The organism is Streptomyces sp. ISL-96, assembly GCF_018614035.1.
Lineage (GTDB): Bacteria > Actinomycetota > Actinomycetes > Streptomycetales > Streptomycetaceae > Streptomyces.
In genome coordinates, this window is record NZ_JAGGPA010000009.1 from 150,137 (window position 1) to 172,994 (window position 22,858).

Below are 22,858 nucleotides of genomic sequence, written 5' to 3' on the forward strand. Positions count from 1 at the left end.
TTTGGGCCGTCCCCGTGTAAGCGTTAGCGGTGGGCCGGGGCGGCGGGTCAAGGGGAGCCCGAAGGGTTCTCGCGTAGCGACGCGACGCAGGAGCGCCCTTGACGCGCCGGTCCGGCCCACCGACACTCGAGCGCTCGGGACGGCCCGAAACCCCCAGAAGCAAGCCTTGGTTGTTACTGACCCGGGTGAGGGTCCTTCCCGCCGGTGTGGTGAGAGTGCCTCAGGTGTTCCATGTGCTCCAGGCCCGCCGCCAGCATGCCCGGTAGCTCCGCCGCCTTCGGGTACCAGCGCTTCTCGTACTCCCAGCACACCCACCCGTCCTCATCGAGCAGCGCGACGCACTCGCCCAGCGGCAGCACTCCCGCGCCCAACGGCAGCGGGGTCGTGTCGTCGGCCGATGCGATGTCCTTGACCTGGGTGTATCCGAGGTGAGGTGCCAGTACCGCGTGTGCCGCCGCTGGGGTTTCGCCGCCCAGCCAGGTGTGCATCACGTCCCACAGCGCGCCCACGTTCTTGTGGCCGACCGGGCCGAGGATGCGGGAGGCCGCCGCTCCCGTCCTGTGCGAGTCGTGCGTCTCCAGCAGAATGCGTACGCCCAGGTCCGCCGCCGTCTCCGCCGCCAGGCCAAGGCGGCGGGCCGCCGTCTCGTCCGCCTCCTCATGGCTCTGCCCGTCGCCACCACCACCGGGGAAGACCCGGACGTACGGGGCGCCCAGGTCGCGGGCGAGCGCCAGCAGCGCGCGGAGTTCCTCCTGCACGGGCTCGTCCTCGCCGGGTGCCGCCACCTGGACGTACCCCGCCACTGCCAGAATCCGGACGCCCGCGTCGTCGAATCGTTCGACCACGTCCGCCCGTTCCTCCACACCGATGCCCGGATGGACCGGCTCCTCGGGGTGCGCGCGCAGTTCCACGCCGTCGTAACCGGTCTCGGCCGCCAGCCGTGCGACATCGCTCATCGGCATGCCCGGCACCCCAAGGGTGGAGAAGGCGTACTTCACTTTGATGCTCCTTCCTGAAGGGGGAGTCGCCAGTCCTGGCCCACCAAGTCCGCTCCGTACGAGCGGTGTGGTTTCTCGGCGACGAGCGTGAACCCGGCGCGCTGATAGATCTTCCGTGCCGCTGTCAGCACATCATTCGTCCACAGCACGACTTCCCGATACCCCGCCTCGTAAGCGAAATCGATCACCGTACGGACCAACAGCTCGCCCAGCCCGTGTCCCCGCGCCCGCGGATCGACCAGCAGCAGGCGCAGTCTGGCCGTGCCGGGAGCGTCGTCCCGTACGCACATCACCGAGCCGACCGGGCGGCCGTCGAGCTCGGCGATCCATACGCGTTCGAGGTGCGGGTCGTGGTCCTGGGCGAAGTCGGCGACGATACGGGCGACCAGCCCCTCGAACTCGCTGTTCCAGCCGAACTCGGCCGCGTAGAGCGCGCCGTGCCGCTGCACGATCCAGCCGAGGTCACCGGGCGCCGGTTCCCGCAACACCGGCTCGGAAGGGGTAGGGGCCGTGGTGGTGCTCGTGCCCAGTACTTCTTGGATGGTGCGCATCGCGCCCGTCAGGCGCGAGCGCTCCTCGGGCGGTACGCCCGACAGCAGCGTTCCCACCGCCTCGCGCGACCGCTCGTCCAGCAGGGCCGCTGCCTCCCGCCCGCGCGCCGTGAGGGTGACCCGCTGGCGTCGGGCGTCGTCCTTGGACGGCCCGCGCTCAATCAGCCCGTCCCGCTCGAACTTGGCCAGCAGACGGCTCAAGTAACCGGCGTCGAGCGACAGCTGCGCGCGCAGATCGGCCGCGTCCGTACGTGCAGAGTGTGCAGCGTGCGCAGAGTGTGCGAGCTCGTAGAGGATGCGCGATTCGGTCAGCGTGTACGGGGTGTAGAGGTGGCGGCTGTAGTCCAGCGCGCCGATCAGATTCGTATAGAAGCGGTTGAACGCGCGGACTTCCTTAATGGCCATGGTGGGTCTGATCCGTCCGTCCGCCTCAGGCTTTTCTTTGACTCAGTCAACAGTAGCGCCGGGCCGCCGGCCGCCGCGTACGGAAGCTCCGGATGGGGCAGGACTCGCCCATGACAGCAGCAGCAGATGGGATATGGCAGTTCAGTGACGACCGCGGGCAGTTGTTGTCGGCCGCCCAGTGGCCCACCAGGATCGTTGCCTACATCCAGGCCGGGGCGACCCTCTGGGACCACGGCTTGCTTCCGCTTGGCATCTTCGGCTCGTACCACGACGGCGCCGCACCCGACCGCGCCAAGTCCGGCCGACTGCCTTTCGGCGAAGTGACCTACTTCGGGGCGGGCGCCTCACTCGACCCCGACCGTCTCCTCTCCTCCGGAGCCGACCTCGTCGTAGCCGTCAGCTACGGAGGCGGTCAGGTGTACGGAATCGACCCGGACGCGGCCAAACACCTGGAGGAGCGGGTTCCGGTCGTCGTACTGGAAGTGGGGCAGGGGCGTTCACTCGACGCGATCCGCGGACGCTTCGCCGCACTGGCGGCCTCACTCGGCGGCGCGGAGCCCCCGGTCGCCCTGGACGCCGCGCGCGAGCGGCTGCGTACGGTCGCTACGGACGACGCACCGCGCGTCCTGGCCCTCTCCCCGGCGGGCGACGAGCAGGTCCACCTCGCCCGGCCGCACTCCTGGCCCGACCTGCGCGCCCTGGCCGACCTGGGCGTACGCCTGGTGGAACCGCCCGCCGAGGGCGGCGGGAACTGGTCCACCGTGGCCTGGGCCGAAGCGGCTTCGCTCGCCGCGCCGGTCATCCTCGCGGACACCCGCGCCAACGCGTCGCCCCTCGACGCGGCCCGCCTGGGGAACGCCCACAACGCCCACAACACCCACAACGCCCGCAACACCCGCAACACCCGCAACACCCGCGTGATCCCCTGGAACCCGGAGCTCCCGGCCAGCAGCGCGGCGCACGCACGCTTCTTCACCCGGGTGAGTGAGGCGCTGGCCGGCCGCTGAACCGTGAACCGTGAACCGGCGCGAGGGGCGGGCCGCGCAGGGGGCCGCCCCCGGAGCGGCACGACCCCGCCCGCACCCGACCCACCTCACCCCCGCGGCGCCGCCGTAGACCCCCGCACCATCAGCTCCGCCGGTACGGAAGCGATGCCCCCCGGCGGCGCCGCCTCCCGCCCCATCGCGAGGCGGCCCGCCCGTGCCCCCGCCTCGTACAGCGGCAGTCGTACGGTCGTCAGTGCGGGCATCGTGTCCGCCGAGAACGGCAGGTCGTCGAAGCCCGCCACCGACACGTCGTCCGGGATGCTCCGCCCCCGCTCCCGGAGCGCCGCGCACGCGCCCAGCGCCACCGTGTCGTTCGCGGCGACGACCGCCGTCAGCTCCGGCTCCCGCCGCAGAAGCTCCAGCGTCGCGTCGTACCCCGACCGCCGGTCGTACGGACCGTGCACCGTCAGATGCTCGACAGCGTCACCCAGCCCAGCCGCCCCCATCGCCTCCTGATGCCCCTCCAGCCGGTGCCGGGTAGTCGTACGCTCCACCGGCCCGGCGACGTACCCGATCCTCCGGTGCCCCAGCTCCAGCAGATGCTCGGTGAGCCGCCGCGCCCCGCCCCGGTTGTCGAAGGTCAACGCGGCCACCACCGCGTCTCCGCCCCCCGGCAAGGCGCCCGGCAAGGTCCCCGGCAAGCCCTCCGCCAAGCCCCCCGGCAAGGCCAGCGGCGGTCGCCCGCACAGCACCACCCGCGCGCCCCCGTCCGCCAGTTTCGCGAGCTTCGCCGCGACCGCCGCCGAGTGGTCGGGGTCCTCGATCGCGCCCCCGGTCAGAATCACCGCGGCAGCGCGCTGCCGCTGCAGCAGCGTCAAGTACGTGAGCTCCCGCTCCGGCGATCCCCCCGTATTGCAGACGATCGCCAGCTTCTCGCCGCCCGCCCGCCCCGCCCCCGGTGCCTCGGAGCCGCCGATCTGCGACTGAGCCGCCCCGGCCATGATCCCGAAGAAGGGGTCGGCGATGTCGTTCACCAGGATCCCCACCAGATCGGACGTCGCCGCGGCAAGTGAACTCGCCGGTCCGTTCAGCACGTAGTCGAGGTCGTCGACCGCGCGCAGTACCCGCTCCCTGGTGGCAGCGGCGACCGGGTAGTTGCCGTTGAGCACACGGGAGACGGTGGCCGGCGACACCTGGGCGCGTGCCGCCACGTCCGCCAAGGTCACTGTCATTGTCGTCCTCCGGGTCTTGTACGAGCAGCTGCCCGCAGGCTAGCTTCATAGCCTATAGAAAGCGCTTGCTATCGCCGTACGGAGGAACTTTCGTGACACGCAAGACAGTGCGCATCGCCATGAACGGCGTCACCGGCCGGATGGGGTACCGGCAGCACCTCGTCCGCTCGATCCTCGCCATCCGCGAACAGGGCGGTCTGGACCTCGGCCTCGGCGACGGCACGGTCCTGTGGCCGGAGCCGGTCCTGGTGGGCCGCCGCGAGCACGCGCTCAAGGAGATCGCCGAACACCACGGCCTCACCGAATGGTCCACGGACCTCGACGCCGTCCTCGCCGACGAGACGATCGACATCTACTTCGACGCGCAGGTGACCTCCGCCCGCGAGGAGGCCATCAGAAAGGCCATCACCGCCGGCAAGCACATCTATACGGAGAAGCCCTCGGCCACCGGCCTCGACGCCGCCCTCGGCCTGGCCCGCCTCGCCCGCGACGCCGGCATCAAGCACGGCGTCGTACAGGACAAGATCTTTCTCCCGGGCCTGCTCAAGCTGAAGCGCCTGATCGACGGCGGCTTCTTCGGCGAGATCCTGTCCATCAGGGGCGAGTTCGGCTACTGGGTCTTCGAGGGCGACTGGCAGGACGCCCAGCGCCCCTCGTGGAACTACCGGGCGGAGGACGGCGGCGGCATCGTCGTCGACATGTTCCCGCACTGGGAGTACGTGCTGCACGAGCTGTTCGGCCGCGTCACGACCGTCCAGTCGCACGTCACGACGCACATCCCGCAGCGCTGGGACGAGCAGGGCAAGCCGTACGCCGCCACCGCCGACGACGCGGCGTACGGCATCTTCCAGCTGGAGGGCGGCGCGGTGGCGCAGATCAACTCCTCGTGGGCGGTCCGCGTCAACCGCGACGAACTCGTCGAGTTCCAGGTGGACGGAACGCACGGTTCCGCGGTCGCCGGACTGCGAAACTGCCGCATGCAGCACCGCGGCGCGACCCCCAAGCCAGTCTGGAACCCGGACCTTCCGGTCACGCACTCCTTCCGCGACCAGTGGCAGGAGGTCCCCGACAACGCCGACTTCGACAACGGCTTCAAGACGCAGTGGGAGCTGTTCCTGCGCCATGTCGTGCTCGACGAGCCGTACGCCTGGGACCTGCTGGCCGGCGCACGCGGCGTACAGCTCGCGGAGCTCGGGCTCAAGTCGTCCGCAGAGGGCCGCCGTTACGACGTACCGGAGCTGTCGCTGTGACGATCAGACTGCCGCACGGCCGCGCGTACGAACCCCGCACCGAACCCCTCGCACTCGCGCCACACGGTGCCCCCCTCACCTCCCGCACGGTCTACTCGGCGGCGCATGTGGTGGCCGACCCCTTCGCCGACGTATCACCGGCCTCACCCGCCGCCGTCGACTGGGACGCCACGCTCGCCTTCCGCCGGCACCTGTGGTCGCACGGACTCGCCGTGGCCGAGGCGATGGACACGGCACAGCGCGGCATGGGCCTCGACTGGGCGGGCGCGCGTGAGCTCATCCGCCGGTCGGCCGCGGAGGCGAAGTCGGTCGGCGGCGCGATCGCCTGCGGCGTAGGCACCGACCAACTGCCCCCCGGCGAGAGCACCCTCCCCGAAGTCACCGCCGCGTACGAGGAACAGCTCGCCCTGGTCGAGTCGACCGGCGCCCGCGCCATCCTCATGGCGTCACGGGCGCTGGCGGCGGCCGCCGGGGGCCCCGAGGACTACCTGGCGACGTACGGGCACCTCCTGCGCCAGGCGAGCGAGCCGGTGATCCTGCACTGGCTGGGCCCGATGTTCGACCCGGCGCTCGACGGCTACTGGGGGAGCCCGGACCTGGACGCCGCCACGGAGACGTTCCTGGAGGTCATCGACGCGCATCCCGACAAGGTCGACGGCGTCAAGGTCTCGCTCCTGGACGCCCAGCGCGAGATCGGCCTGCGCCGTCGCCTCCCGAAGGGCGTCCGCTGCTACACGGGCGACGACTACAACTACCCCGAGCTCATCGCCGGCGACGACCACGGCTTCAGCCACGCCCTCCTCGGCATCTTCGATCCGCTGGGCCCGCTGGCGGCGGAAGCCGTCCGTACGCTCGACACGGGCGACGCGAAGAAATTCCGCGAGCTCCTCGACCCCACGGTCGAGCTGTCCCGGCACCTCTTCGAGCCCCCCACCCGCTTCTACAAGACCGGCGTCGTCTTCCTCGCCTGGCTCGCGGGCCACCAGTCGCACTTCACGATGGTCGCAGGCCTCCACTCCGCCCGCTCGCTGCCGCATCTGTGCCGGGCGTACGAACTGGCCGACGGCCTGGGCCTCTTCCCGGACCCCCTCCTTGCCGAGACCCGTATGAAGACCTTCCTCGCCCTGCACGGAGTGGACCAGTGAGCGCCGTAACACCGAACGACCTGTCCCGCCTCAGCCTCAACCAGGAGACCATCAAGCAGTGGTCGCTGCCCGAGCTGGCCGAGGGCTGCGTGAAGGCGGGCGTTCCGGGTGTGGGGCTGTGGCGCGCACCGGTCCAGGAGTACGGCGTCGAGCGGGCCGCGCGCCTGATGCGGGACGCGGGACTGGTCGTCACCAGCCTGTGCCGGGGCGGCTTCCTCACGGGCGTCGGCGCCGCCGACCGCGCCGCCGCCCTGGCCGACAACCGCCGGGCCATCGACGAGGCCGCCGCACTCGGCACCGCCACCCTGGTCCTGGTCTCGGGCGGCCTCCCGCCCGGCAGCCGCGACCTGCACGCGGCGCGCGAGCGCATCGCGGACGCGCTGGCGGAACTGGCGCCGTACGCCGGGGAACGGGGCGTACGGCTGGCCATCGAACCGCTCCACCCGATGTTCGCCTCGGACCGCTGCGTGGTGTCGACCCTGAGCCAGGCGCTCGACCTGGCGGAACGCTTCCCCTCCGACCAGCTGGGCGTGGTCGTCGACACCTACCACCTGTGGTGGGACGACCGGGTTGCGGACGACATCGCCCGCGCGGGCGACCGCATCGCCGCCTTCCAGCTGGCGGACTGGATCACTCCGCTACCCGCGGGCGTACTGCTGGGCCGCGGCCGGCTCGGCGACGGCGTGGTCGACTTCCGCCGCTTCCGCGAACTGGTGGACGCGACCGGCTACACAGGGCCGGTCGAGGTGGAGATCTTCAACGAGGCCCTCTGGTCCCGTGACGGCGCGGAAGTCCTGGCAGAGGTGGCGGACCGCTACGTCACTCACGTCCTCCGATCATGACCGAAATGCTCCGGCTGCGATCAAGCTTTGATCATCCGCAGGCATCTTGTGTCCTCGTCAAAAATAAATTCAAATCTCCGTGCAACCGTTCCGCCACTCTGCGGGTCCTACTTGGCATCAGGGCTTCTGGGAGGGGATCCGAGGGGATTCAGGGAGGCCTGTTTGGGAGGGGATCTGAGGGGCCCGGTCGACGGACCGGGCCTCCTTGGTTTTCCGCTCACTCGGGCAGTGACGCGGTGAGATCCACTTCAACGAGCTGTCCGCCAAAGCCGAGCTGTGTGACGCCCAGGAGCGTGCTGGCGGTGGTGAACGCCGGACCGATGACCGAGCCGGTGAGACGGCGCCACGCGGCGCCCAGGACGTCGGTGTCGTCGCTGCACACGTAGATCACCGAGCGAACGACATGCTGCGGTTGGGCTCCAACCGCAGTCAGTGCGGCCAGTGCGTTTGCCGCGACCTGATCGATCTGCGCGTCCAGGGAACCCGAACCGACGAGGGATCCATCGGGGTCGAGTGGGCACTGTCCCGCCAAGTACGCCGTCCGGCCGGCCTCGACCACGGTGATGTGGTGATAGCCGGGCGTTTCATGCAACTGGTCTGGGTTCGAAGCCATGCCCGGTCGGGCCCTTGCCGAGTTCTTCCTCGAGTACGGCGAACTGGACCTCGGTGACGGTTGGGGAGTTCGCCGGCCCGGCAGAGCGCAGACCCTCCAGGCCGTCCTCGCGCCAGGCCCGGCGCCAGCGTTCCACCGACCGCACACTCACCCGCAGATCCTTCGCGACTGCAGCGGTCTTCTCCCCCGCCGCGAACCGCTCGCCTGCCTGGAGCCGGATCTTCTCCCGAAATGCCCGACGCTCAGCGGTCAGGCACCCACCCTCCGGATAACGCATACCACCGGCATACCGCAGAGATCATGAACCGTCACTACCCGACGACAACCCGAAACCTCGGTAGGAGTTCTTAGCCGGCCGTACCCGGGTTGTACGTCGGCATCGCGGATCCCCCGTCACCGCGCGGGTCGCGCGCGGTGACGTCGAAGTCGCCGGCGGGCGGCGGGCCGAACTCATGGGTGGGGGAGGTGTCGCTGGGATTCCACTGGCCATCGGGGAGCCGGGCCGTGGGCGGTGCGACGCCGCCCGAGGCGGGCGCGGACATGGTGCCGACGGTGTCCATGCCTTCGAAGTCCTTCGCCGTGGCACGGTCGTTCCACTCATGGCCGTTCGCGGACGAGCGCAGATTCGTGGCTCCCGTACGCATCCGCTGGTCCAGCCCCGCCAGGGCCGGCTTCCAGCTGTCCGCGATGGTCTGCAGGGCTGCGCTGACCTGCCAGCCCGCCAGCGACCCCGCCGCTGTGGCGGATTCGCGTACGGCGGTGCCCGAAGGCCCCTTCATGTCCTGGGCCGTCCCGTCCTCCGCGTGCGCGGAGGCGCGCAGCTCGGCGGGGTCGACCTTGGGCTCTGACGACATGGGTCAACCCCTTTCAGAACTGCTGCTGTTCGGCGTCGGGCGGGAGCATGCAAGGGACGTTGGCGGAGAAGGACATGGAGTCGGGCGAGGTCTTCTTCGGTTTGTTCGTGTCGGCCATGACGGTGTACCCGTGCTCCTTGTGGCGCGCGGAGAGCGAGGCGCTGTAGTAGGCGTCCTGGTATTCGCGGTACCCGGCCATCTCGTATCCCTCCTTCTCCAGTCGGCTCTTCAACGCCCGGACTGCGGCGGTGTGCTGGGTGTGCGGCACCTCGGCGAAGACGTAGTAGGTGAGGGTGAACCGTCCGTCCTCGGCCACTTCGTCGTTCTTGCCCACGCACTTGCCGAAGCGCGGGACCTCGGTGGAGCGGTCGATGTCGACACCCGCGATCCCGCCCATGTAATCGGTGTAGTCCCTCGCCCACTTCAGCGCGGCTTCCCTGGTCATCCGGGGCAGCGGTGCGTTGATGTCCTTGCTGTCGTCGTCGGCGGGCATGCAGCCTCCTGTGATGAGTACGGCGACCGCGGTGATCGCGGCCCGGAGCGGAGTGGCTCTACCAGGGGAGGAGCGGAACATCGTTGTCCTCCTTGGGGGTCTCCGTCGGCGGCACACCGGCGATGATCTTCCCTTGGTTGTCCAGTGAGACGCTGTCCTCGTCCCAGTAAGCGCTGTGATCGCCCTGGTTGCTGACTTCGAAGTTGTGGCCGCCGAACGGTTCCTCCATCGGGTTCTCGCCCAGTGTCAGGTCGGAGAAGCCGTCGATGATGCCGTCGTTACTCGATCCCCCGACCCATACGTGGTCCGGGTTCATCTGCAGGTCGGATGCCCTGTCGACGGTCATGCCGGGGCTTCCCGCCACGACGATCTCGTCCGCGCCGAGACCGTCGCCGCCCGCCGCGGCGGCGCCGACGACCGTCGAGCCGTAACTGTGGCCGACGACGGTGGTGTGACTCGGCGGCCCTTCGTGGGAGGCCCGGGTGCCCTCGATGAACTGCCGCAGATCGGGGGCGGCATCCTCGGCGCGGCCCGTTCCACCGACGCTGTTGAAGTCGGTGGCGGAGGCCTCGGGGGCGTCGTAGCCCAACCAGCTCACGGTCGCCACTGATCCACCCTGGCTGTGTTTCGTGCCGGCATCCTGGAGTGCTTCTATGCGGTTGAGCTGCCCCGGTACGCTGTCCATCTCGGTGTTGGTGCCCGGTACGAGGACCGCGGTGTGGTCGGCGGTGTCGGGGTTGCCCATCGCGATGATGGCCCGCCCGTCGCCCTTGGTGTCGTAGCCGAGGAGGTACAACTCCTTGCCCTTGGGAGCCGCGTCACCCTCGTCGAGCCGGTTCTGCAGGACCTCCATGTTGTGCATGCGCTTGCGCAACTCCTGCGGGTTGTCGTCGGGGTAGAGGTCGCTGGGGTGGCCCGCGAAGTGGAGGTAGGCGTTCTCCTGCGTGATCGCCGTGCGGTTGGCGTCGTTGCGTACGGTGGTGGGCAGGCCGTCGGTGGCGCCGATCTCCCGCGGATAGAGCGTGGTGTACTCGCGCTGCTCCTCCGGGCTGAGGGCGTCCCACCACGTGGCGGCGGCCTTCGGGTCGTTCTCGGGGATCTGCGGCCCCTCGACGCCGATGGCCTTCATGGCCTCCTTCACGTCCTTTGTGGACTCCATGGTGCCGTTCGGCCCCTGGCCGTCCATGACGTCCCCGTTGAGCAGGGTCAGCGCCCGGTGCCCGTCGGCGCTCCCCTTGCGGGCCTCTTTCAGCGCCTCGTCGATCCACGACCGGTACTCGCCGAGCGGGCCGCTGCGGCCGTTGATGACCTGCTGGCTGTCCGGGTCGTTGCGGGGGAGCGAAGAGGTGGTGGGGTCACTGACCCAGCCGTCGTCGTCGACCTTGTAGTGGTTCTCCTCGGCCCGCTTCACGGCGTTGCGGAGCTTGTTCTGTGCGCTCTCCATCTCGAAGCGCACATCGTCCAGTACGACGGCTATCGCCATGCCTTCCGTCTGGACGATTCCCAGCCGCGCCTCTACATTCTCGAGAAACCGCAGGGCGCTGTCGGCGTCGTCACCCTTCCAGGTGGCGTGGAGCGGCCCTGTCACTTTGGTGCGGTGCCGGTCGACGGCCGCGTCCGCGCACGTGGCGAGCTTCCGCCAGGCGGCTGCTGCTGCCTTCAGGTCGCCGAAATCCTGCTTCATCAGGCGTGCGAAATCCGACGTCATGCCCACCCCGTCTTGCGGGTGAGGGTGAGGGTGAGGGTGAGGGTGATGGCGCGTGGCTGCGTTCCGGAATTCCGTGAACTTCTCACCAAAAATACCCCCGTATTGACCCAACTACCTTGTGCAGAGGGGCTGGTTGAGCAATGAGTGTATCCGTGTTCGATGGGGCTGGTGAGACTGGTAGGGCGGTCGGATATTTGCTGCCGACGCGGTCCGCGCGGCACCGATCTGTGGGCCGGCCGTCAGCTGTCCAGGGAGGACAGGTCCAGGCGGCGGAGGCGTTCCGGGTCGTTGAGGGTGTCGATCGCGGTGACCTTTTCGTGCGCGATCGTGAACGACATGACCGAGAGCGCCCGGCCCTCCGAGGTTGCGACGACTCCCACTGTCCCGTTGACCAGCGCGGGGTGTGCGTACTGCGCGAAGCGGGCGAAGGCGATGGCCTGCCCGGCCACCGTCCGCGCGCCGTGGCGTACCAGGCTCCCCAGCGCGCCGCCGTCGGACCGCGCCACCACATCCGGGTCGAGCACCGAGACCAGCGCCTCGAAGTCGCCGCCGCGTGCCGCCGCGAGGAAGGCGTCCACGATCACGCGCTGGCCGGTGAGGTCGGTGTCGGGGGCCGGGGCCCTGCCCTGCACTTGGCAGTGGCCCCGGCTGACCAGCAGCAGGGCTAGGACGTCCCGGGCGTCGCCCTCCAGCGCCGCACGAAGTAGCCAGGGCACGGCGCTGCTCTTCTTCACGGGCGATCTGCTGCGCGAGCACGGCCCAGGCGCGTCATGCACTGCAAGTGCACATCCAGACGGCTACGGTCCGTCCTGAGATCGAGAGGAATTCGCATGGGACCTGCGGCAGCGTGAAACGGTGACCATGACTCAATCCCTACATGGAATCGAGTCTCCACTCGAGCCGGGGCGATTCACGGGCCCGGAGGGGGCGGGTGGCCTCGTTGAAGACGGTGAGGATGCGGGGGTAGTCCGGGTGCTCGGGCCGGTCGGCCGCGGAGATCTGGGCAGGGAGCCGGTCAGCGAGAGCGGTGACGGTCTTCCGGGTGATCGCGAGATGTTCAAGATGAGTCTCGGCCTCCCGCAGCCGGCTCTGCAGTTCCTCGATCTGCGTGTTGATACGGGTGATCTTCGTATTCATGCCCGTGAGTCTGGTGGTCTCGCCACCAACACGCACGTGATTAGCCTGCTCGGTTCGGGTGTGAGCTTTCTCGTGACGGCCCAGGACCCGCAGGCCGGGCCGTGACGAGCGGACGCGTCAGGCGCCGATGCGGCCGTCCCTGACTGCGGTGACGAACGACGACCAGCCGTCAGCCGAGAAGACGAGCGCCGGGCCGTTCACGGCTTTGCTGTCCCGTACGGGCACGCCGGCGTAACCGCGCGCGACCTCAAGGCATTCGCCCTGCCCACCACCGCTGAAACTGGACTTGTACCAGCCCGTGAGGGTGGACGAATCGGAGACGGTGTGCTCACTGCTGACCATGTGCGTGTTCCTCTGCTGCCGCCCTGACGAGGGCCAGTGACTCCTGTTGCGACATTGCGTCGCTCAGCGCTAGAGCGTAGGCCGTCTGACTGGTGCTCACCAGAGCCGGATCGTCCATCAAGTGCCCGGTGAGAAGCCCTTCTGCGTATGCAATCGGGGCGCCGTCCTCGAAGCTCATGAGGGTGAGCAGGCCTTCAAGAAGAGCATGTGCACCGACCCCGAACGGCAGCACATGCAGCCGCAGCCGGCCGGTCTCGGCCATGTCCGCGATCTTGCGTAGCTGTTCAGTCATGACGTGGGGTCCGCCGACCCGGCGCCTGAGCACGGCTTCGTCCAGCAAGGTCCATACGACCGGGTTCAACGGGCCGTCGAGAATCCGGGAGCGCTCTGTTCGAATGACAACGTCTCTGTCAAGTTCTTCCCGCGTGTGATTCGGCCGGTAAGCGCGGAACAGCGCACGCGCGTAGCTGTCCGTCTGAAGCAGGCCAGGGACCAGGGAGAGCGCGAACTGCTGGATCAACTTCGCCTGTTGCTCCAATTCGGCAACGGCCGCGAAGTGATCGGCGTACTTCGTCTCCAGATCCTGCAACCAGCGCGCGAAGAACCCGTCCGTCCCCAGCGCCCGGTCGATCCGCTGCGCGTCATCAGGGTTCGGGAGCCGCCTTCCTGCCTCGAAGTGGCTGATCAGTGTCGGTGAGCACACCACCTGATCGCCCAGGGCCTCCTGGGTAAGGCCCGCCGTTGTCCGGCGGAGTCTCAGTTCCTCTCCGTACTTCTCACGTGGCGTACGCGGCTTGCGGCTTTTCTCCATGCGGCCAACTCCCCGACCTGACGGGCGCGCTGTCAAGCTCCGACTACTGGCAGCGTAGCCAGGGGTGACGCCACTGTGTGAGGGGTTCGCTACAGAAAGCAGTGATCGCGCGTCAATGCACAGACCAGACCCCCGCGGCTGATGTGAACGGCCCGGGGGCATGGCCAACCTGAAGAAAGCAGGTCGACATGAAGGACTGTATCGCCCGTATCTTCGAGCCGCTGTCGCGGTTTCTGTTCCCCCTGCACGGGGAGGGCAGCGCACAACAGCGGGCGAGGCGGCGGGCGCTGTGGCTCGCGGTGCACGGGGTGGACGTCGGGCCTCGGCTGATTCATGGGGTGGAGGTCGCCGCGTGAAGAGTGAGCACCGGACGGTGCGACTGCTGCCGTGGGCTGGCCCGGAGGGTAAACCGTGCTACGTCCTCGGCGACGGCGCCGGGTATGTGTCCCGCGTTGCGGACAACACCGAGAGCGTGCAGCTCGGCATGGCGGGCGATCTGCTCAGTCACGCGGCCGATCTGCTCGCCGACCGCAGAGCGACCAGCAGGCAGCTGCACTACCTCGCCAGCAGGCTGACCGAGTCGCTGCGTGACGTCAAGCGCGTCGCGGAAAGCAGGGGAGGGCTGCTGCGTCAGTTGATGTTTGACGAGGATGGAGGCCCCGAGGCTGAGCGAGGGCACGGCGACAGCTAGGTGATTGGGGGGAGGGCGACTCCCAACGGGAGTGAAGCACTCCTTCAGGGGCGGCCCATGCGGTTCACGGGGCGGGTGGTTCCGGTCGGCTTTAGCATGGGCGCTCTCGTCCGTACCCACCACCGAAGGAGCTGATCATGGTCCTCGAAGTGGACCCGGAGGCCTGCGAGAGAACCCCGGAGGCCGTTCGGGTGGCGCTGCAGCGACGCCCGGACTGGCTTCAGGCGTTCGAGCAGGAATGGCTGAGTGCGGCGGCCGATTTCGATCACGCGGCCCTGGACGGTGTACTCGACAAGTGGTTCCCCTTTGCCTGTGCCTGCGCGACTCCCGGCTACCTGGACGATGTGGAGCACACCATCAAGCGCATGGCGGAGGGCGACACCGCGGGGATGGTCTTCCGCGACGAGGAAGGCAACGCGTACGACGCGGACAATCATCCGGTGAATGCGAGGGGCGAGGGGTGAGCGCCTACGCGATCCGTTACGCGGACCGGGCTGCTCGGCGCAAGGCGGCGCTCTCCGCACCTCAGCGCACTTCACTCGCAGAGCTTGAAAAGCGTCTCGCACTCAACCCATTTGGTCCGCCCGCTACGAGCAACAGAGACAACAGCTGGTCGGCGGCGTTCACCGGCGGATTTGTGACGTACGTCGTTTCGAACCGCCATATCGTGATCAATGTGGTCGACCTGGTGGCGCTCTGAGCGCCGCCCGCCCTCTGCGTACCGGGAGTGACAACCGAGTCGTCCACAGGCTTCCCGCCCTGTCGGACCCCGGCGGTACCGTCGGGTCATGTCCAGTCCAGCAGCGGTTCCGGCGGCTCTCGCAGTACTCGAAGGCGTCCTTGAGCGGATCACCTACGCCAACGAAGAGAACGGCTACACGGTCGCCCGCGTCGACACGGGCCGCGGCGGTGATCTCCTGACCGTCGTGGGATCGCTGCTCGGCGCGCAGCCCGGCGAGTCGCTGCGCATGGAGGGCCGCTGGGGCTCGCACCCCCAGTTCGGCAAGCAGTTCACCGTGGAGAACTACACCACCGTGCTGCCCGCCACGATCCAGGGCATCCGCCGCTACCTCGGCTCCGGCCTCATCAAGGGCATCGGTCCGGTCATGGCGGACCGGATCACCACCCACTTCGGCGTCGACACCCTGGACGTGATCGAGACCGAGCCGAAGCGGCTGATCGAGGTGCCGGGGCTCGGCCCGAAGCGGACGAAGATGATCGCGGCGGCCTGGGAGGAACAGAAGGCCATCAAGGAGGTCATGATCTTCCTCCAGGGCGTCGGAGTCTCGACCTCCATCGCTGTGCGCATCTACAAGAAGTACGGCGACGCCTCCATCTCGATAGTGAAGAACGAGCCCTACCGCCTGGCCGCCGACGTCTGGGGCATCGGCTTCCTCACCGCCGACAAGATCGCCCAGTCCGTCGGGATCCCGCACGACAGCCCGGAGCGCGTGAAGGCCGGCCTTCAGTACGCGCTGTCGCAGTCCACGGACCAGGGCCACTGCTACCTCCCGGAGGAGCAGCTGATCAGCGATGCCGTGAAGCTGCTCCAGGTGGACACCGGCCTGGTCATCGACTGTCTGGCCGAACTGGCGGTGGACGAGGGTGTCGTACGGGAAAAGGTGCCGCCTCAGGAGGGCGGCGAAGGGGATCCCGTCACCGCCGTCTATCTCGTCCCCTTCCACCGGGCCGAGGTGTCCCTCGCCGCGCAGACCCAGCGGCTGCTGCGCACCCAGGAGGACCGGATGCCCGGGTTCCGGGACGTGGCGTGGGACAAGGCGCTGGCATGGCTGGCGGGGCGTACCGGCGCCGAGCTGGCGCCCGAGCAGCAGGCGGCGGTCAAGCTGGCGCTGACCGAGAAGGTCGCCGTACTGACCGGCGGGCCCGGCTGCGGCAAGTCCTTCACGGTCCGCTCCATCGTGGAGCTGGCGCGCGCCAAGAAGGCCAAGGTGGTCCTGGCGGCCCCCACCGGGCGGGCGGCCAAGCGCCTGGCCGAGCTCACCGGGGCCGAGGCGTCCACCGTGCACCGGCTCCTGGAGCTCAAGCCGGGCGGCGACGCGGCGTACGACAAGGACCGCCCTCTGGACGCCGACCTGGTCGTCGTCGACGAAGCGTCCATGCTCGACCTGCTGCTCGCCAACAAGCTGGTGAAGGCCGTGGCGCCGGGCGCGCACCTGCTCCTGGTGGGGGACGTGGACCAGCTGCCGTCGGTCGGCGCCGGCGAGGTGCTGCGTGACCTGCTGGCCGACGGCGGGCCGGTGCCGTCCGTCCGTCTCACCCGGATCTTCCGCCAGGCCCAGCAGTCGGGCGTGGTGACGAACGCCCACCGCATCAACTCCGGGCTCCAGCCGATCACTCAGGGCCTGCCGGACTTCTTCCTCTTCGTCGAGGACGAGACCGAGGACGCCGGGCGGGTCACGGTCGACGTGGCCGCCCGCCGCATCCCAGCCAAGTTCGGCCTCGACCCGAGGCGTGACATCCAGGTGCTCGCCCCCATGCACCGCGGCCCGGCGGGCGCGGGCGCCCTCAACGGGCTGCTCCAGCAAGCTGTTACGCCCGCCAGGCCCGACCTGCCGGAGAAGAGATTCGGCGGAAGGGTGTTCCGCGTCGGAGACAAGGTGACCCAGATTCGCAACAATTATGAGAAGGGACAGAACGGGGTCTTCAACGGCACCGTGGGTGTGGTCACCTCGCTCAGCCTGGACGACCAGCGCCTGACGGTGCTGACGGACGAGGACGAGGAGGTTCCGTACGACTTCGACGAGCTGGACGAGCTGGCGCACGCGTACGCCGTGACGATCCACCGCTCGCAGGGCAGCGAGTATCCGGCGGTGGTGATCCCGGTCACCACCGGCGCCTGGATGATGCTGCAGCGCAACCTGCTCTACACGGCGGTCACCCGGGCCAAGAAGCTGGTCGTGCTCGTGGGGTCGCGCAAGGCGATCGGCCAGGCCGTTCGTACGGTTTCCGCAGGCCGGCGGTGTACGGCGCTCGATCACCGGCTCGCCGGACGGATTGAGAGGAGCCGCACCACCGCGCAAACTGCCCCATAGAGGGACTGTTCATGGCAAACGTCTCCGTCGACTTCCAGAACCGGGGGTAAGGGGGCAGGATGAGCAGGTTGGCGGCACTGAGTGCCGCGAATGGGCCTAATGGCCGACCCCGAGTGCACTCTGCTGAGCCAAATGGGGGATGGTAGAGACAGTCAGGGCACCTCGAAGAAGAGGCACTACGTCGGTGAGGGATGACGTGAGCGACAACTCTGTAGTACTGCGGTACGGCGATGACGAGTACACCTACCCGGTGATCGACAGCACCGTCGGCGACAAGGGCTTCGACATCGGGAAGCTCCGGGCCCAGACCGGGCTGGTGACTCTCGACAGCGGATACGGCAACACAGCCGCCTATAAATCCGCGATCACCTACCTCGACGGTGAGCAGGGCATTCTGCGCTACCGCGGATATCCCATTGAGCAGCTGGCTGAGCGCTCCACCTTCGTGGAGGTGGCGTACCTGCTGATCAACGGCGAGCTTCCCAAGGTCGACGAGCTTGCCGCCTTCCGGAACGAGATCACGCAGCACACGCTGCTGCACGAGGACGTGAAGCGGTTCTTCGACGGCTTCCCGCGTGACGCGCACCCGATGGCCATGCTGTCGTCGGTCGTCAGCGCGCTGTCGACGTTCTACCAGGACAGCCACAACCCGTTCGACGAGAAGCAGCGTCACCTTTCGACGATCCGCCTCCTCGCCAAGCTTCCGACCATCGCGGCGTACGCGTACAAGAAGTCGATCGGGCACCCCTTCGTCTACCCGAGCAACGACCTCGGGTACGTCGAGAACTTCCTGCGCATGACCTTCTCGGTCCCGGCGCAGGAGTACGTGCCGGACCCGGTCGTGGTCGCGGCGCTCGAAAAGCTCCTGATCCTGCACGCGGACCACGAGCAGAACTGTTCGACGTCCACCGTGCGTCTGGTCGGCTCCTCGCAGGCGAACATGTTCGCCTCGATCTCCGCCGGCATCAGCGCCCTGTGGGGGCCGCTCCACGGGGGTGCTAACCAGTCTGTCCTTGAGATGCTGGAAGGCATCCAGGCCGACGGCGGCGACGTCGACAACTTCATCCGCAAGGTGAAGAACAAGGAAGACGGCGTGAAGCTCATGGGCTTCGGGCACCGCGTCTACAAGAACTTCGACCCCCGGGCGAAGATCATCAAGGCTGCGGCGCACGACGTTCTCTCCGCCCTGGGCAAGGACGACGAGCTGCTCGACATCGCGCTCAAGCTCGAAGAGCACGCGCTGGCCGACGAATACTTCGTTTCGCGCAAGCTCTACCCGAACGTCGACTTCTACACCGGCCTGATCTACCGGGCCATGGGCTTCCCGACCGAGATGTTCACGGTGCTCTTCGCGCTGGGCCGGCTGCCGGGCTGGATCGCCCAGTGGCACGAGATGATCAAGGAGCCGGGCTCGCGCATCGGCCGCCCGCGCCAGATCTACACGGGCGAGGTCCTGCGCGACTTCGTCCCGGTCGAGGGCCGCTGACGACGAACCCCGCTCACCGCGTCACCCGCTGAAAAGCGGAAAGCGCCCCGCCGCCGATCCCCCCACGGGTCGACGATGCGGGGCGCTTCCCTTTCCCCGGAGCGGATTCCCCCCACGGGATCCGGCCGGGCGTCTGGTGCGCACAGAAGCTCCACACGCGGTCTGCCGGGACGCGTACGTACGGGAGGGCCGCTCAAAGCTCCCCGGTGCACGTGTCCCGGCCAACGCTTGCCCGGAATGTCCCCCAAGACCTTCCGCGAACGTCCCCCAAGACGTTCTTGGCATCGCCCACTTAGACTCGCGAGCCGATCAAATGGTTACCCTCAAATCTCAGTGACGTCCATCACTTTGTGTGCGTCCTGTGAAGGTACGCAGCCTGAGGCTGTTTGTCACTACGAACACTGAGGAAAACGCCATCGCGAATCCGGCGATCATGGGGTTGAGCAGCCCGGCGGCCGCCAACGGCAAGGCCGCGACGTTGTAGCCGAAGGCCCAGAAAAGATTCCCCTTGATGGTGCCCAGCGTCCGGCGCGACAGCCGGATCGCGTCCGCCGCCACCCGCAGATCTCCCCGTACGAGCGTCAGGTCGCCCGCCTCGATCGCGGCGTCCGTACCCGTGCCCATCGCGATCCCCAGATCGGCGGTGGCCAGCGCGGCCGCGTCGTTCACGCCGTCGCCGACCATCGCCACGCTGCGCCCCTCGGCCTGGAGCCGCTTCACGACGTCCACCTTGTCCTGCGGCAGGACCTCGGCGTACACATCACCGGAGTCGATCCCGACCGCACGGGCCACCGATTCCGCGACCGCCCGGTTGTCGCCGGTCAGCAGGACGGGAGTCAGCCCGAGCTCACGCAGCCGCGCCACCGCCTCCGCGCTGGTCTCCTTCACCGCGTCCGCGACGGTCAGAATGCCGCGCGCCGACCCGTCCCAGGCCACGGCCAGCGCCGTACGCCCCCGGGCCTCCGCCGCCGTCTTGGCGCCGGCCAGCTCGCGCGGCAGCTCCACGCCCGCCTCGGCGAGCAGCGCCTCGCGCCCGACGAGCACCTCGTGGCCGTCGACCAGGCCGCGCACCCCGAGCCCCGCCACATTCTCGAACTTCTCCACTTCGCCGGTCAGCGGCCCGGTCCGCCCGGCGGCGCCTGCCGCCACGGCCCGCGCGACCGGGTGCTCGGAGGCGTGCTCCAGCGCGCCGGCCAGGCGCAGCAGCAGGGCCTCGTCGGTGCCGGGTGCGGCAAAGACGTCGTGGAGCTCCATCCGCCCGGTGGTGACCGTCCCCGTCTTGTCGAGTACGACGGTGTCCACGCGCCGGGTCGACTCCAGCACCTCCGGGCCCTTGATCAGGATGCCGAGCTGGGCGCCGCGTCCGGTGCCGACCATGAGCGCGGTCGGTGTGGCCAGCCCCAGTGCGCACGGGCACGCGATGATCAGCACCGCCACGGCCGCGGTGAAGGAGGCGGTCGCGTCATCCGTGAGCAGGAGCCACGTGACGAGCGTGGCGAGGGCGATGAGCAGCACGACGGGGACGAAGACCGCGGAGATGCGGTCGGCGAGGCGCTGCACGTCCGCCTTGCCGTTCTGGGCGTCCTCGACGAGCCGGGCCATGCGGGCGAGCTGGGTGTCCGCGCCGATCCTGGTCGCCTCGACGACGATCCGGCCGGAGGTGTTCACGGTGGCGCCGGTGACGGTGTCGCCGGCGGTCACGTCCACCGGTACGGACTCGCCGGTCAGCATGGAGGCGTCGACAGCGCAGGCGCCCTCGGTGACCGTGCCGTCGGTGGCGATCTTTTCTCCCGGGCGTACGACGAAGCGGTCCCCGACGGCGAGGGCGTCGACCGGGACGCGCACCTCCGTACCGCCCCGGAGCACCGTCACGTCCTTCGATCCGAGCTCCATCAGTGCGCGCAGCGCGGAGCCCGCTTTCCGCTTGGCCTTCGCCTCCAGGTAGCGGCCGAGGAGGATGAAGGTGACGACTCCGGCGGCGACTTCGAGGTAGATCGTCGAAGCGCCGTCGGTGCGCTGCGACGCCGTCAGTACGAAGCTGTGGCGCATGCCCGGCATGCCCGCGTGTCCGAAGAACAGGGCCCACAGCGACCAGCCGAACGCGGCGAGCGTGCCGACCGAGACGAGGGTGTCCATGGTGGCGGCGCCGTGCCGGACGTTGGCCCAGGTGGCGCGGTGGAACGGCAGCCCGCCCCAGACGACGACGGGAGCGGCGAGCGTCAGTGACAACCACTGCCAGTTGTCGAACTGGAGCGAAGGGATCATCGCGAGCGCGACGACGGGGACGGAGAGGGTGAGCGAGACGAGGAAGCGCTGCCGCAGTGCGGCGAGGGCCGGGCCCCCGCCGCGCTCGGCCGTCGGCTCTTGAGCGGGGGCGGGGGCGGCGGCGGGGGGCGGTGCGGGCTCTTCGGCGGTGTAGCCGGTCTTCTGGACGGTGGCGATGAGGTCCGCGACGCGGACCCCGTCGGCGTAACTGACCTTCGCCTTGGCGGTCGCGTAGTTGACGGTGGCGTAGACGCCTTCCATCCGGTTGAGCTTTTTCTCGATGCGGGCGGCGCAGGAGGCGCAGGTCATCCCGCCGATGGAGAGCTCCACCCGGGACGTGTCCACGATCGGCGTCGGCGCCTCGTGCGCTGTGCTGGTCATCTTCTTGCTCCAGGAAAACAGGCCGGGCCGTACGGGAGCCAGTATGAACTGGTCCGGTACGGCCCGGTTCGGCCCGGCTCGGGCGAAGACGGGTTCAGGCCCGGATTTCAGACCTGGCCGACGAGCTCGTAACCGGCCTCGTCGACGGCGGCGCGTACGGCCTCCACGTCCAGCGGGGCGTCGGAGACGACCGTCACCCGGCCGGTGGAGGCGACCGCCGTCACCGAGGTGACGCCGGGGATCTCCGAGACCTCGCCGGCGATGGCGCCTTCGCAGTGGCCGCAGGTCATCCCGCTCACCTGGTAGACGGTGGTGACGGCGCCCACCTGGATCTCGGCCGAGGTGTCGTGGCAGGAGCCGGACGGCGAGCAGCAGGAGCCGGTCGCGGTGGCCTCGGTCTTCGTCTCGGTCTCGGCGGTCATGTCATTCTTCCTCTCGAAGGCGTACGCAGTCGTGGTGCCCCAGAAAGCCGCGTGGGTGCCGTGACTCTCTGACGTTGCTCACACTATACCCCTAGGGGGTATCAACGCGAGTATCGCCACGCGGTGATTTCAGCCATGCGAGCATCACGACGGCCGGCGCGGGGGGTGGCCGCGGTGTGTGGCCCACTCCCGCGCCAGGATCGACATGGACGTCGCGTCGATCCACTCGCCCTCGTGCAGCAGCACCTCCCGCTCGGTGCCCTCGGACACGAAGCCGACCTTCTCGTAGGCTCGGCGGGCGCGGGGATTGAAGGCGTAGACGCCCAGCGCGATGCGGTTCAGGCCGAGTTGCTCGAAGCCGTGGCGGACCATCAGGCGGCACGCCTCCGTACCGAAGCCGCGGTTGCGGCCGTCGGGGCCGAGCAGGGTTCGGAAGCGGCAACTGCGGTTGGGTGCGTCCCACTCGTGAAGAACGGCTTCGCCGACGCACCGGCCGGTGGCCCGGTCGACCACGGCCAGATCCAGCCGGTCGGTCTGATCGTCGCGGGTCGTGTACCAGGAGCGCAGGCGCTCGGGGGTCAGGTCCCCGGGCGCGGAGGCGGTGTACTTGCACACCTCGGGGTCGTCGAGAACGGCCCTCATCGCCGGTACGTCATCCGAGGAGAAGGGGCGCAGCAGCACCCTCTCGCCGATGAGGGTGGGTTTGAGTGAGAAGTCCGTGGGCGTGTCGTGAGCGGTCACCGGGCGATTCTCGTCCATGCACACGCGTGAGCCCCGGAACTGGAAGTTCCGGGGCTCAGGCCGACCTACGTGGGCCGGGTAATGCTCCTGCGTCGCTGTCAGACGCCGGTGGTCTGGACCGAGACGAGGCCGGTGACCTGCGAGAGGGGAAGGGTGGCCGCGACGGACTGGGCGGCGCCGGCGACGTCGCCGATGTTCAGAGAGGCGCCGTGACCGGCGACGTTGGCGCCGGCGCTGGCCATACCACCGGCAATGTTGTCCAGCGCGCTGTCGGAAAGCTCGCTGGTCTCGACCGGGGTGAAGTTCTCGCGCATTACTCGCCCTTTCATTAAATGCGATGGGGTTCTCGCAGCGGATGCAATCACGCTGCCGGGCCGCCCGGCAACTTACTCTTAAGTCTCCTTCCCGTGCACACACCGGCGCCACAAAATCCCCCTGACGTGCAGTTTTGC

Annotated in this window: 26 protein-coding genes; 10 read left to right on the forward strand and 16 right to left on the reverse strand. The window is 68.9% G+C overall.

What is annotated here, in order from left to right; genetic code table 11:
- Positions 1-173: 173 nt before the first annotated feature.
- Both J7E96_RS06510 and J7E96_RS06515 read right to left on the reverse strand, forming a co-directional pair.
- Positions 174-998, reverse strand: a complete 825-nt coding sequence (locus J7E96_RS06510) for a sugar phosphate isomerase/epimerase (protein WP_215128349.1) — start codon at positions 996-998, stop codon at positions 174-176.
- Positions 995-1,954, reverse strand: coding sequence for a helix-turn-helix domain-containing GNAT family N-acetyltransferase (locus J7E96_RS06515; RefSeq protein WP_215128351.1), 960 nt, complete (start codon positions 1,952-1,954; stop codon positions 995-997). Before J7E96_RS06515 ends, J7E96_RS06510 begins: the two co-directional genes overlap by 4 nt.
- A gap of 110 nt (positions 1,955-2,064) precedes the next feature.
- On the opposite strand from J7E96_RS06515, the gene J7E96_RS06520 reads away from it, so the two are divergent.
- Complete coding sequence (locus tag J7E96_RS06520) at positions 2,065-2,961, forward strand: ABC transporter substrate-binding protein (protein WP_215128353.1); 897 nt, start codon at positions 2,065-2,067, stop codon at positions 2,959-2,961.
- A gap of 86 nt (positions 2,962-3,047) precedes the next feature.
- Here J7E96_RS06520 and J7E96_RS06525 read toward each other — a convergent pair whose 3' ends face one another.
- Entirely contained in the window at positions 3,048-4,172 is a 1,125-nt protein-coding gene (locus tag J7E96_RS06525; RefSeq protein ID WP_215128355.1) for a LacI family DNA-binding transcriptional regulator, read from the reverse strand.
- Positions 4,173-4,264: 92 nt separating this feature from the next.
- On the opposite strand from J7E96_RS06525, the gene J7E96_RS06530 reads away from it, so the two are divergent.
- From J7E96_RS06530 to J7E96_RS06540, 3 genes are read left to right on the forward strand one after another with little or no spacing between them, the layout of a single operon-like run.
- Positions 4,265-5,422 (forward strand): Gfo/Idh/MocA family protein, encoded by a 1,158-nt coding sequence (locus tag J7E96_RS06530; protein WP_215128357.1) that lies wholly within the window; start codon positions 4,265-4,267, stop codon positions 5,420-5,422.
- Positions 5,419-6,567, forward strand: coding sequence for a dihydrodipicolinate synthase family protein (locus tag J7E96_RS06535; protein WP_215128359.1), 1,149 nt, complete (start codon positions 5,419-5,421; stop codon positions 6,565-6,567). The genes J7E96_RS06530 and J7E96_RS06535 overlap by 4 nt, the downstream gene beginning before the upstream one ends.
- Complete coding sequence (locus tag J7E96_RS06540; RefSeq protein WP_215128361.1) at positions 6,564-7,409, forward strand: sugar phosphate isomerase/epimerase; 846 nt, start codon at positions 6,564-6,566, stop codon at positions 7,407-7,409. Before J7E96_RS06535 ends, J7E96_RS06540 begins: the two co-directional genes overlap by 4 nt.
- A gap of 217 nt (positions 7,410-7,626) precedes the next feature.
- On the opposite strand, the gene J7E96_RS06545 is transcribed toward J7E96_RS06540, so the two are convergent.
- From J7E96_RS06545 to J7E96_RS06585, 9 genes are all read right to left on the reverse strand, one after another.
- On the reverse strand, positions 7,627-8,022 hold the full coding sequence (locus J7E96_RS06545) for a RidA family protein (RefSeq protein WP_215128363.1): 396 nt from the start codon (positions 8,020-8,022) through the stop codon (positions 7,627-7,629).
- The gene (locus tag J7E96_RS06550) at positions 7,994-8,299 is read right to left on the reverse strand and encodes a helix-turn-helix domain-containing protein (RefSeq protein WP_215128365.1); all 306 of its coding nucleotides are present in this window, start codon (positions 8,297-8,299) and stop codon (positions 7,994-7,996) included. The genes J7E96_RS06545 and J7E96_RS06550 overlap by 29 nt, the downstream gene beginning before the upstream one ends.
- Positions 8,300-8,369: 70 nt before the next feature.
- Positions 8,370-8,876: a type VII secretion target gene (locus tag J7E96_RS06555; protein ID WP_215128366.1), complete on the reverse strand. Its 507-nt coding sequence runs from the start codon at positions 8,874-8,876 to the stop codon at positions 8,370-8,372.
- Between the two features lie 13 nt (positions 8,877-8,889).
- On the reverse strand, positions 8,890-9,369 hold the full coding sequence (locus J7E96_RS06560) for a hypothetical protein (protein WP_215128368.1): 480 nt from the start codon (positions 9,367-9,369) through the stop codon (positions 8,890-8,892).
- Positions 9,370-9,427: 58 nt separating this feature from the next.
- Complete coding sequence (locus J7E96_RS06565; RefSeq protein ID WP_215128370.1) at positions 9,428-11,077, reverse strand: alpha/beta hydrolase; 1,650 nt, start codon at positions 11,075-11,077, stop codon at positions 9,428-9,430.
- A 239-nt stretch (positions 11,078-11,316) separates the two neighbouring features.
- A complete protein-coding gene (locus tag J7E96_RS06570; RefSeq protein ID WP_215128372.1) occupies positions 11,317-11,811 on the reverse strand; it encodes a hypothetical protein in 495 nt (164 codons plus the stop codon).
- A 139-nt stretch (positions 11,812-11,950) separates the two neighbouring features.
- Positions 11,951-12,214, reverse strand: a complete 264-nt coding sequence (locus J7E96_RS06575) for a hypothetical protein (RefSeq protein WP_251069489.1) — start codon at positions 12,212-12,214, stop codon at positions 11,951-11,953.
- A 117-nt stretch (positions 12,215-12,331) separates the two neighbouring features.
- The gene (locus tag J7E96_RS06580) at positions 12,332-12,556 is read right to left on the reverse strand and encodes a DUF397 domain-containing protein (protein ID WP_215128374.1); all 225 of its coding nucleotides are present in this window, start codon (positions 12,554-12,556) and stop codon (positions 12,332-12,334) included.
- A complete protein-coding gene (locus tag J7E96_RS06585) occupies positions 12,543-13,367 on the reverse strand; it encodes a helix-turn-helix transcriptional regulator (RefSeq protein WP_215128377.1) in 825 nt (274 codons plus the stop codon). Before J7E96_RS06585 ends, J7E96_RS06580 begins: the two co-directional genes overlap by 14 nt.
- A gap of 188 nt (positions 13,368-13,555) precedes the next feature.
- On the opposite strand from J7E96_RS06585, the gene J7E96_RS06590 reads away from it, so the two are divergent.
- The 6 genes from J7E96_RS06590 to J7E96_RS06615 all read left to right on the forward strand — a co-directional run bounded on the left by J7E96_RS06590 (position 13,556) and on the right by J7E96_RS06615 (position 18,597).
- The gene (locus J7E96_RS06590) at positions 13,556-13,723 is read left to right on the forward strand and encodes a hypothetical protein (protein ID WP_215128379.1); all 168 of its coding nucleotides are present in this window, start codon (positions 13,556-13,558) and stop codon (positions 13,721-13,723) included.
- A complete protein-coding gene (locus tag J7E96_RS06595) occupies positions 13,720-14,058 on the forward strand; it encodes a hypothetical protein (RefSeq protein WP_215128381.1) in 339 nt (112 codons plus the stop codon). Before J7E96_RS06590 ends, J7E96_RS06595 begins: the two co-directional genes overlap by 4 nt.
- A 137-nt stretch (positions 14,059-14,195) precedes the next feature.
- Complete coding sequence (locus J7E96_RS06600) at positions 14,196-14,522, forward strand: DUF6247 family protein (protein WP_251069490.1); 327 nt, start codon at positions 14,196-14,198, stop codon at positions 14,520-14,522.
- On the forward strand, positions 14,519-14,758 hold the full coding sequence (locus tag J7E96_RS06605; protein ID WP_214907630.1) for a hypothetical protein: 240 nt from the start codon (positions 14,519-14,521) through the stop codon (positions 14,756-14,758). Before J7E96_RS06600 ends, J7E96_RS06605 begins: the two co-directional genes overlap by 4 nt.
- 88 nt (positions 14,759-14,846) lie before the next feature.
- Positions 14,847-17,111 carry an ATP-dependent RecD-like DNA helicase gene (locus J7E96_RS06610; RefSeq protein WP_215128383.1) on the forward strand — a complete coding sequence of 755 codons (2,265 nt, stop codon included), beginning with the start codon at positions 14,847-14,849 and terminating at the stop codon, positions 17,109-17,111.
- Positions 17,112-17,307: 196 nt separating this feature from the next.
- A complete protein-coding gene (locus J7E96_RS06615) occupies positions 17,308-18,597 on the forward strand; it encodes a citrate synthase (protein WP_215128384.1) in 1,290 nt (429 codons plus the stop codon).
- Positions 18,598-18,927: 330 nt separating this feature from the next.
- On the opposite strand, the gene J7E96_RS06620 is transcribed toward J7E96_RS06615, so the two are convergent.
- The 4 genes from J7E96_RS06620 to J7E96_RS06635 form a co-directional block, all read right to left on the reverse strand.
- Positions 18,928-21,243, reverse strand: a complete 2,316-nt coding sequence (locus J7E96_RS06620; protein ID WP_215128386.1) for a cation-translocating P-type ATPase — start codon at positions 21,241-21,243, stop codon at positions 18,928-18,930.
- A gap of 107 nt (positions 21,244-21,350) precedes the next feature.
- Positions 21,351-21,665, reverse strand: coding sequence for a heavy-metal-associated domain-containing protein (locus tag J7E96_RS06625; RefSeq protein ID WP_215128388.1), 315 nt, complete (start codon positions 21,663-21,665; stop codon positions 21,351-21,353).
- Positions 21,666-21,809: 144 nt separating this feature from the next.
- The gene (locus tag J7E96_RS06630; protein ID WP_308295860.1) at positions 21,810-22,406 is read right to left on the reverse strand and encodes a GNAT family protein; all 597 of its coding nucleotides are present in this window, start codon (positions 22,404-22,406) and stop codon (positions 21,810-21,812) included.
- Positions 22,407-22,504: 98 nt separating this feature from the next.
- Positions 22,505-22,720, reverse strand: coding sequence for a hypothetical protein (locus J7E96_RS06635; RefSeq protein WP_215128392.1), 216 nt, complete (start codon positions 22,718-22,720; stop codon positions 22,505-22,507).
- Positions 22,721-22,858: the final 138 nt, after the last annotated feature.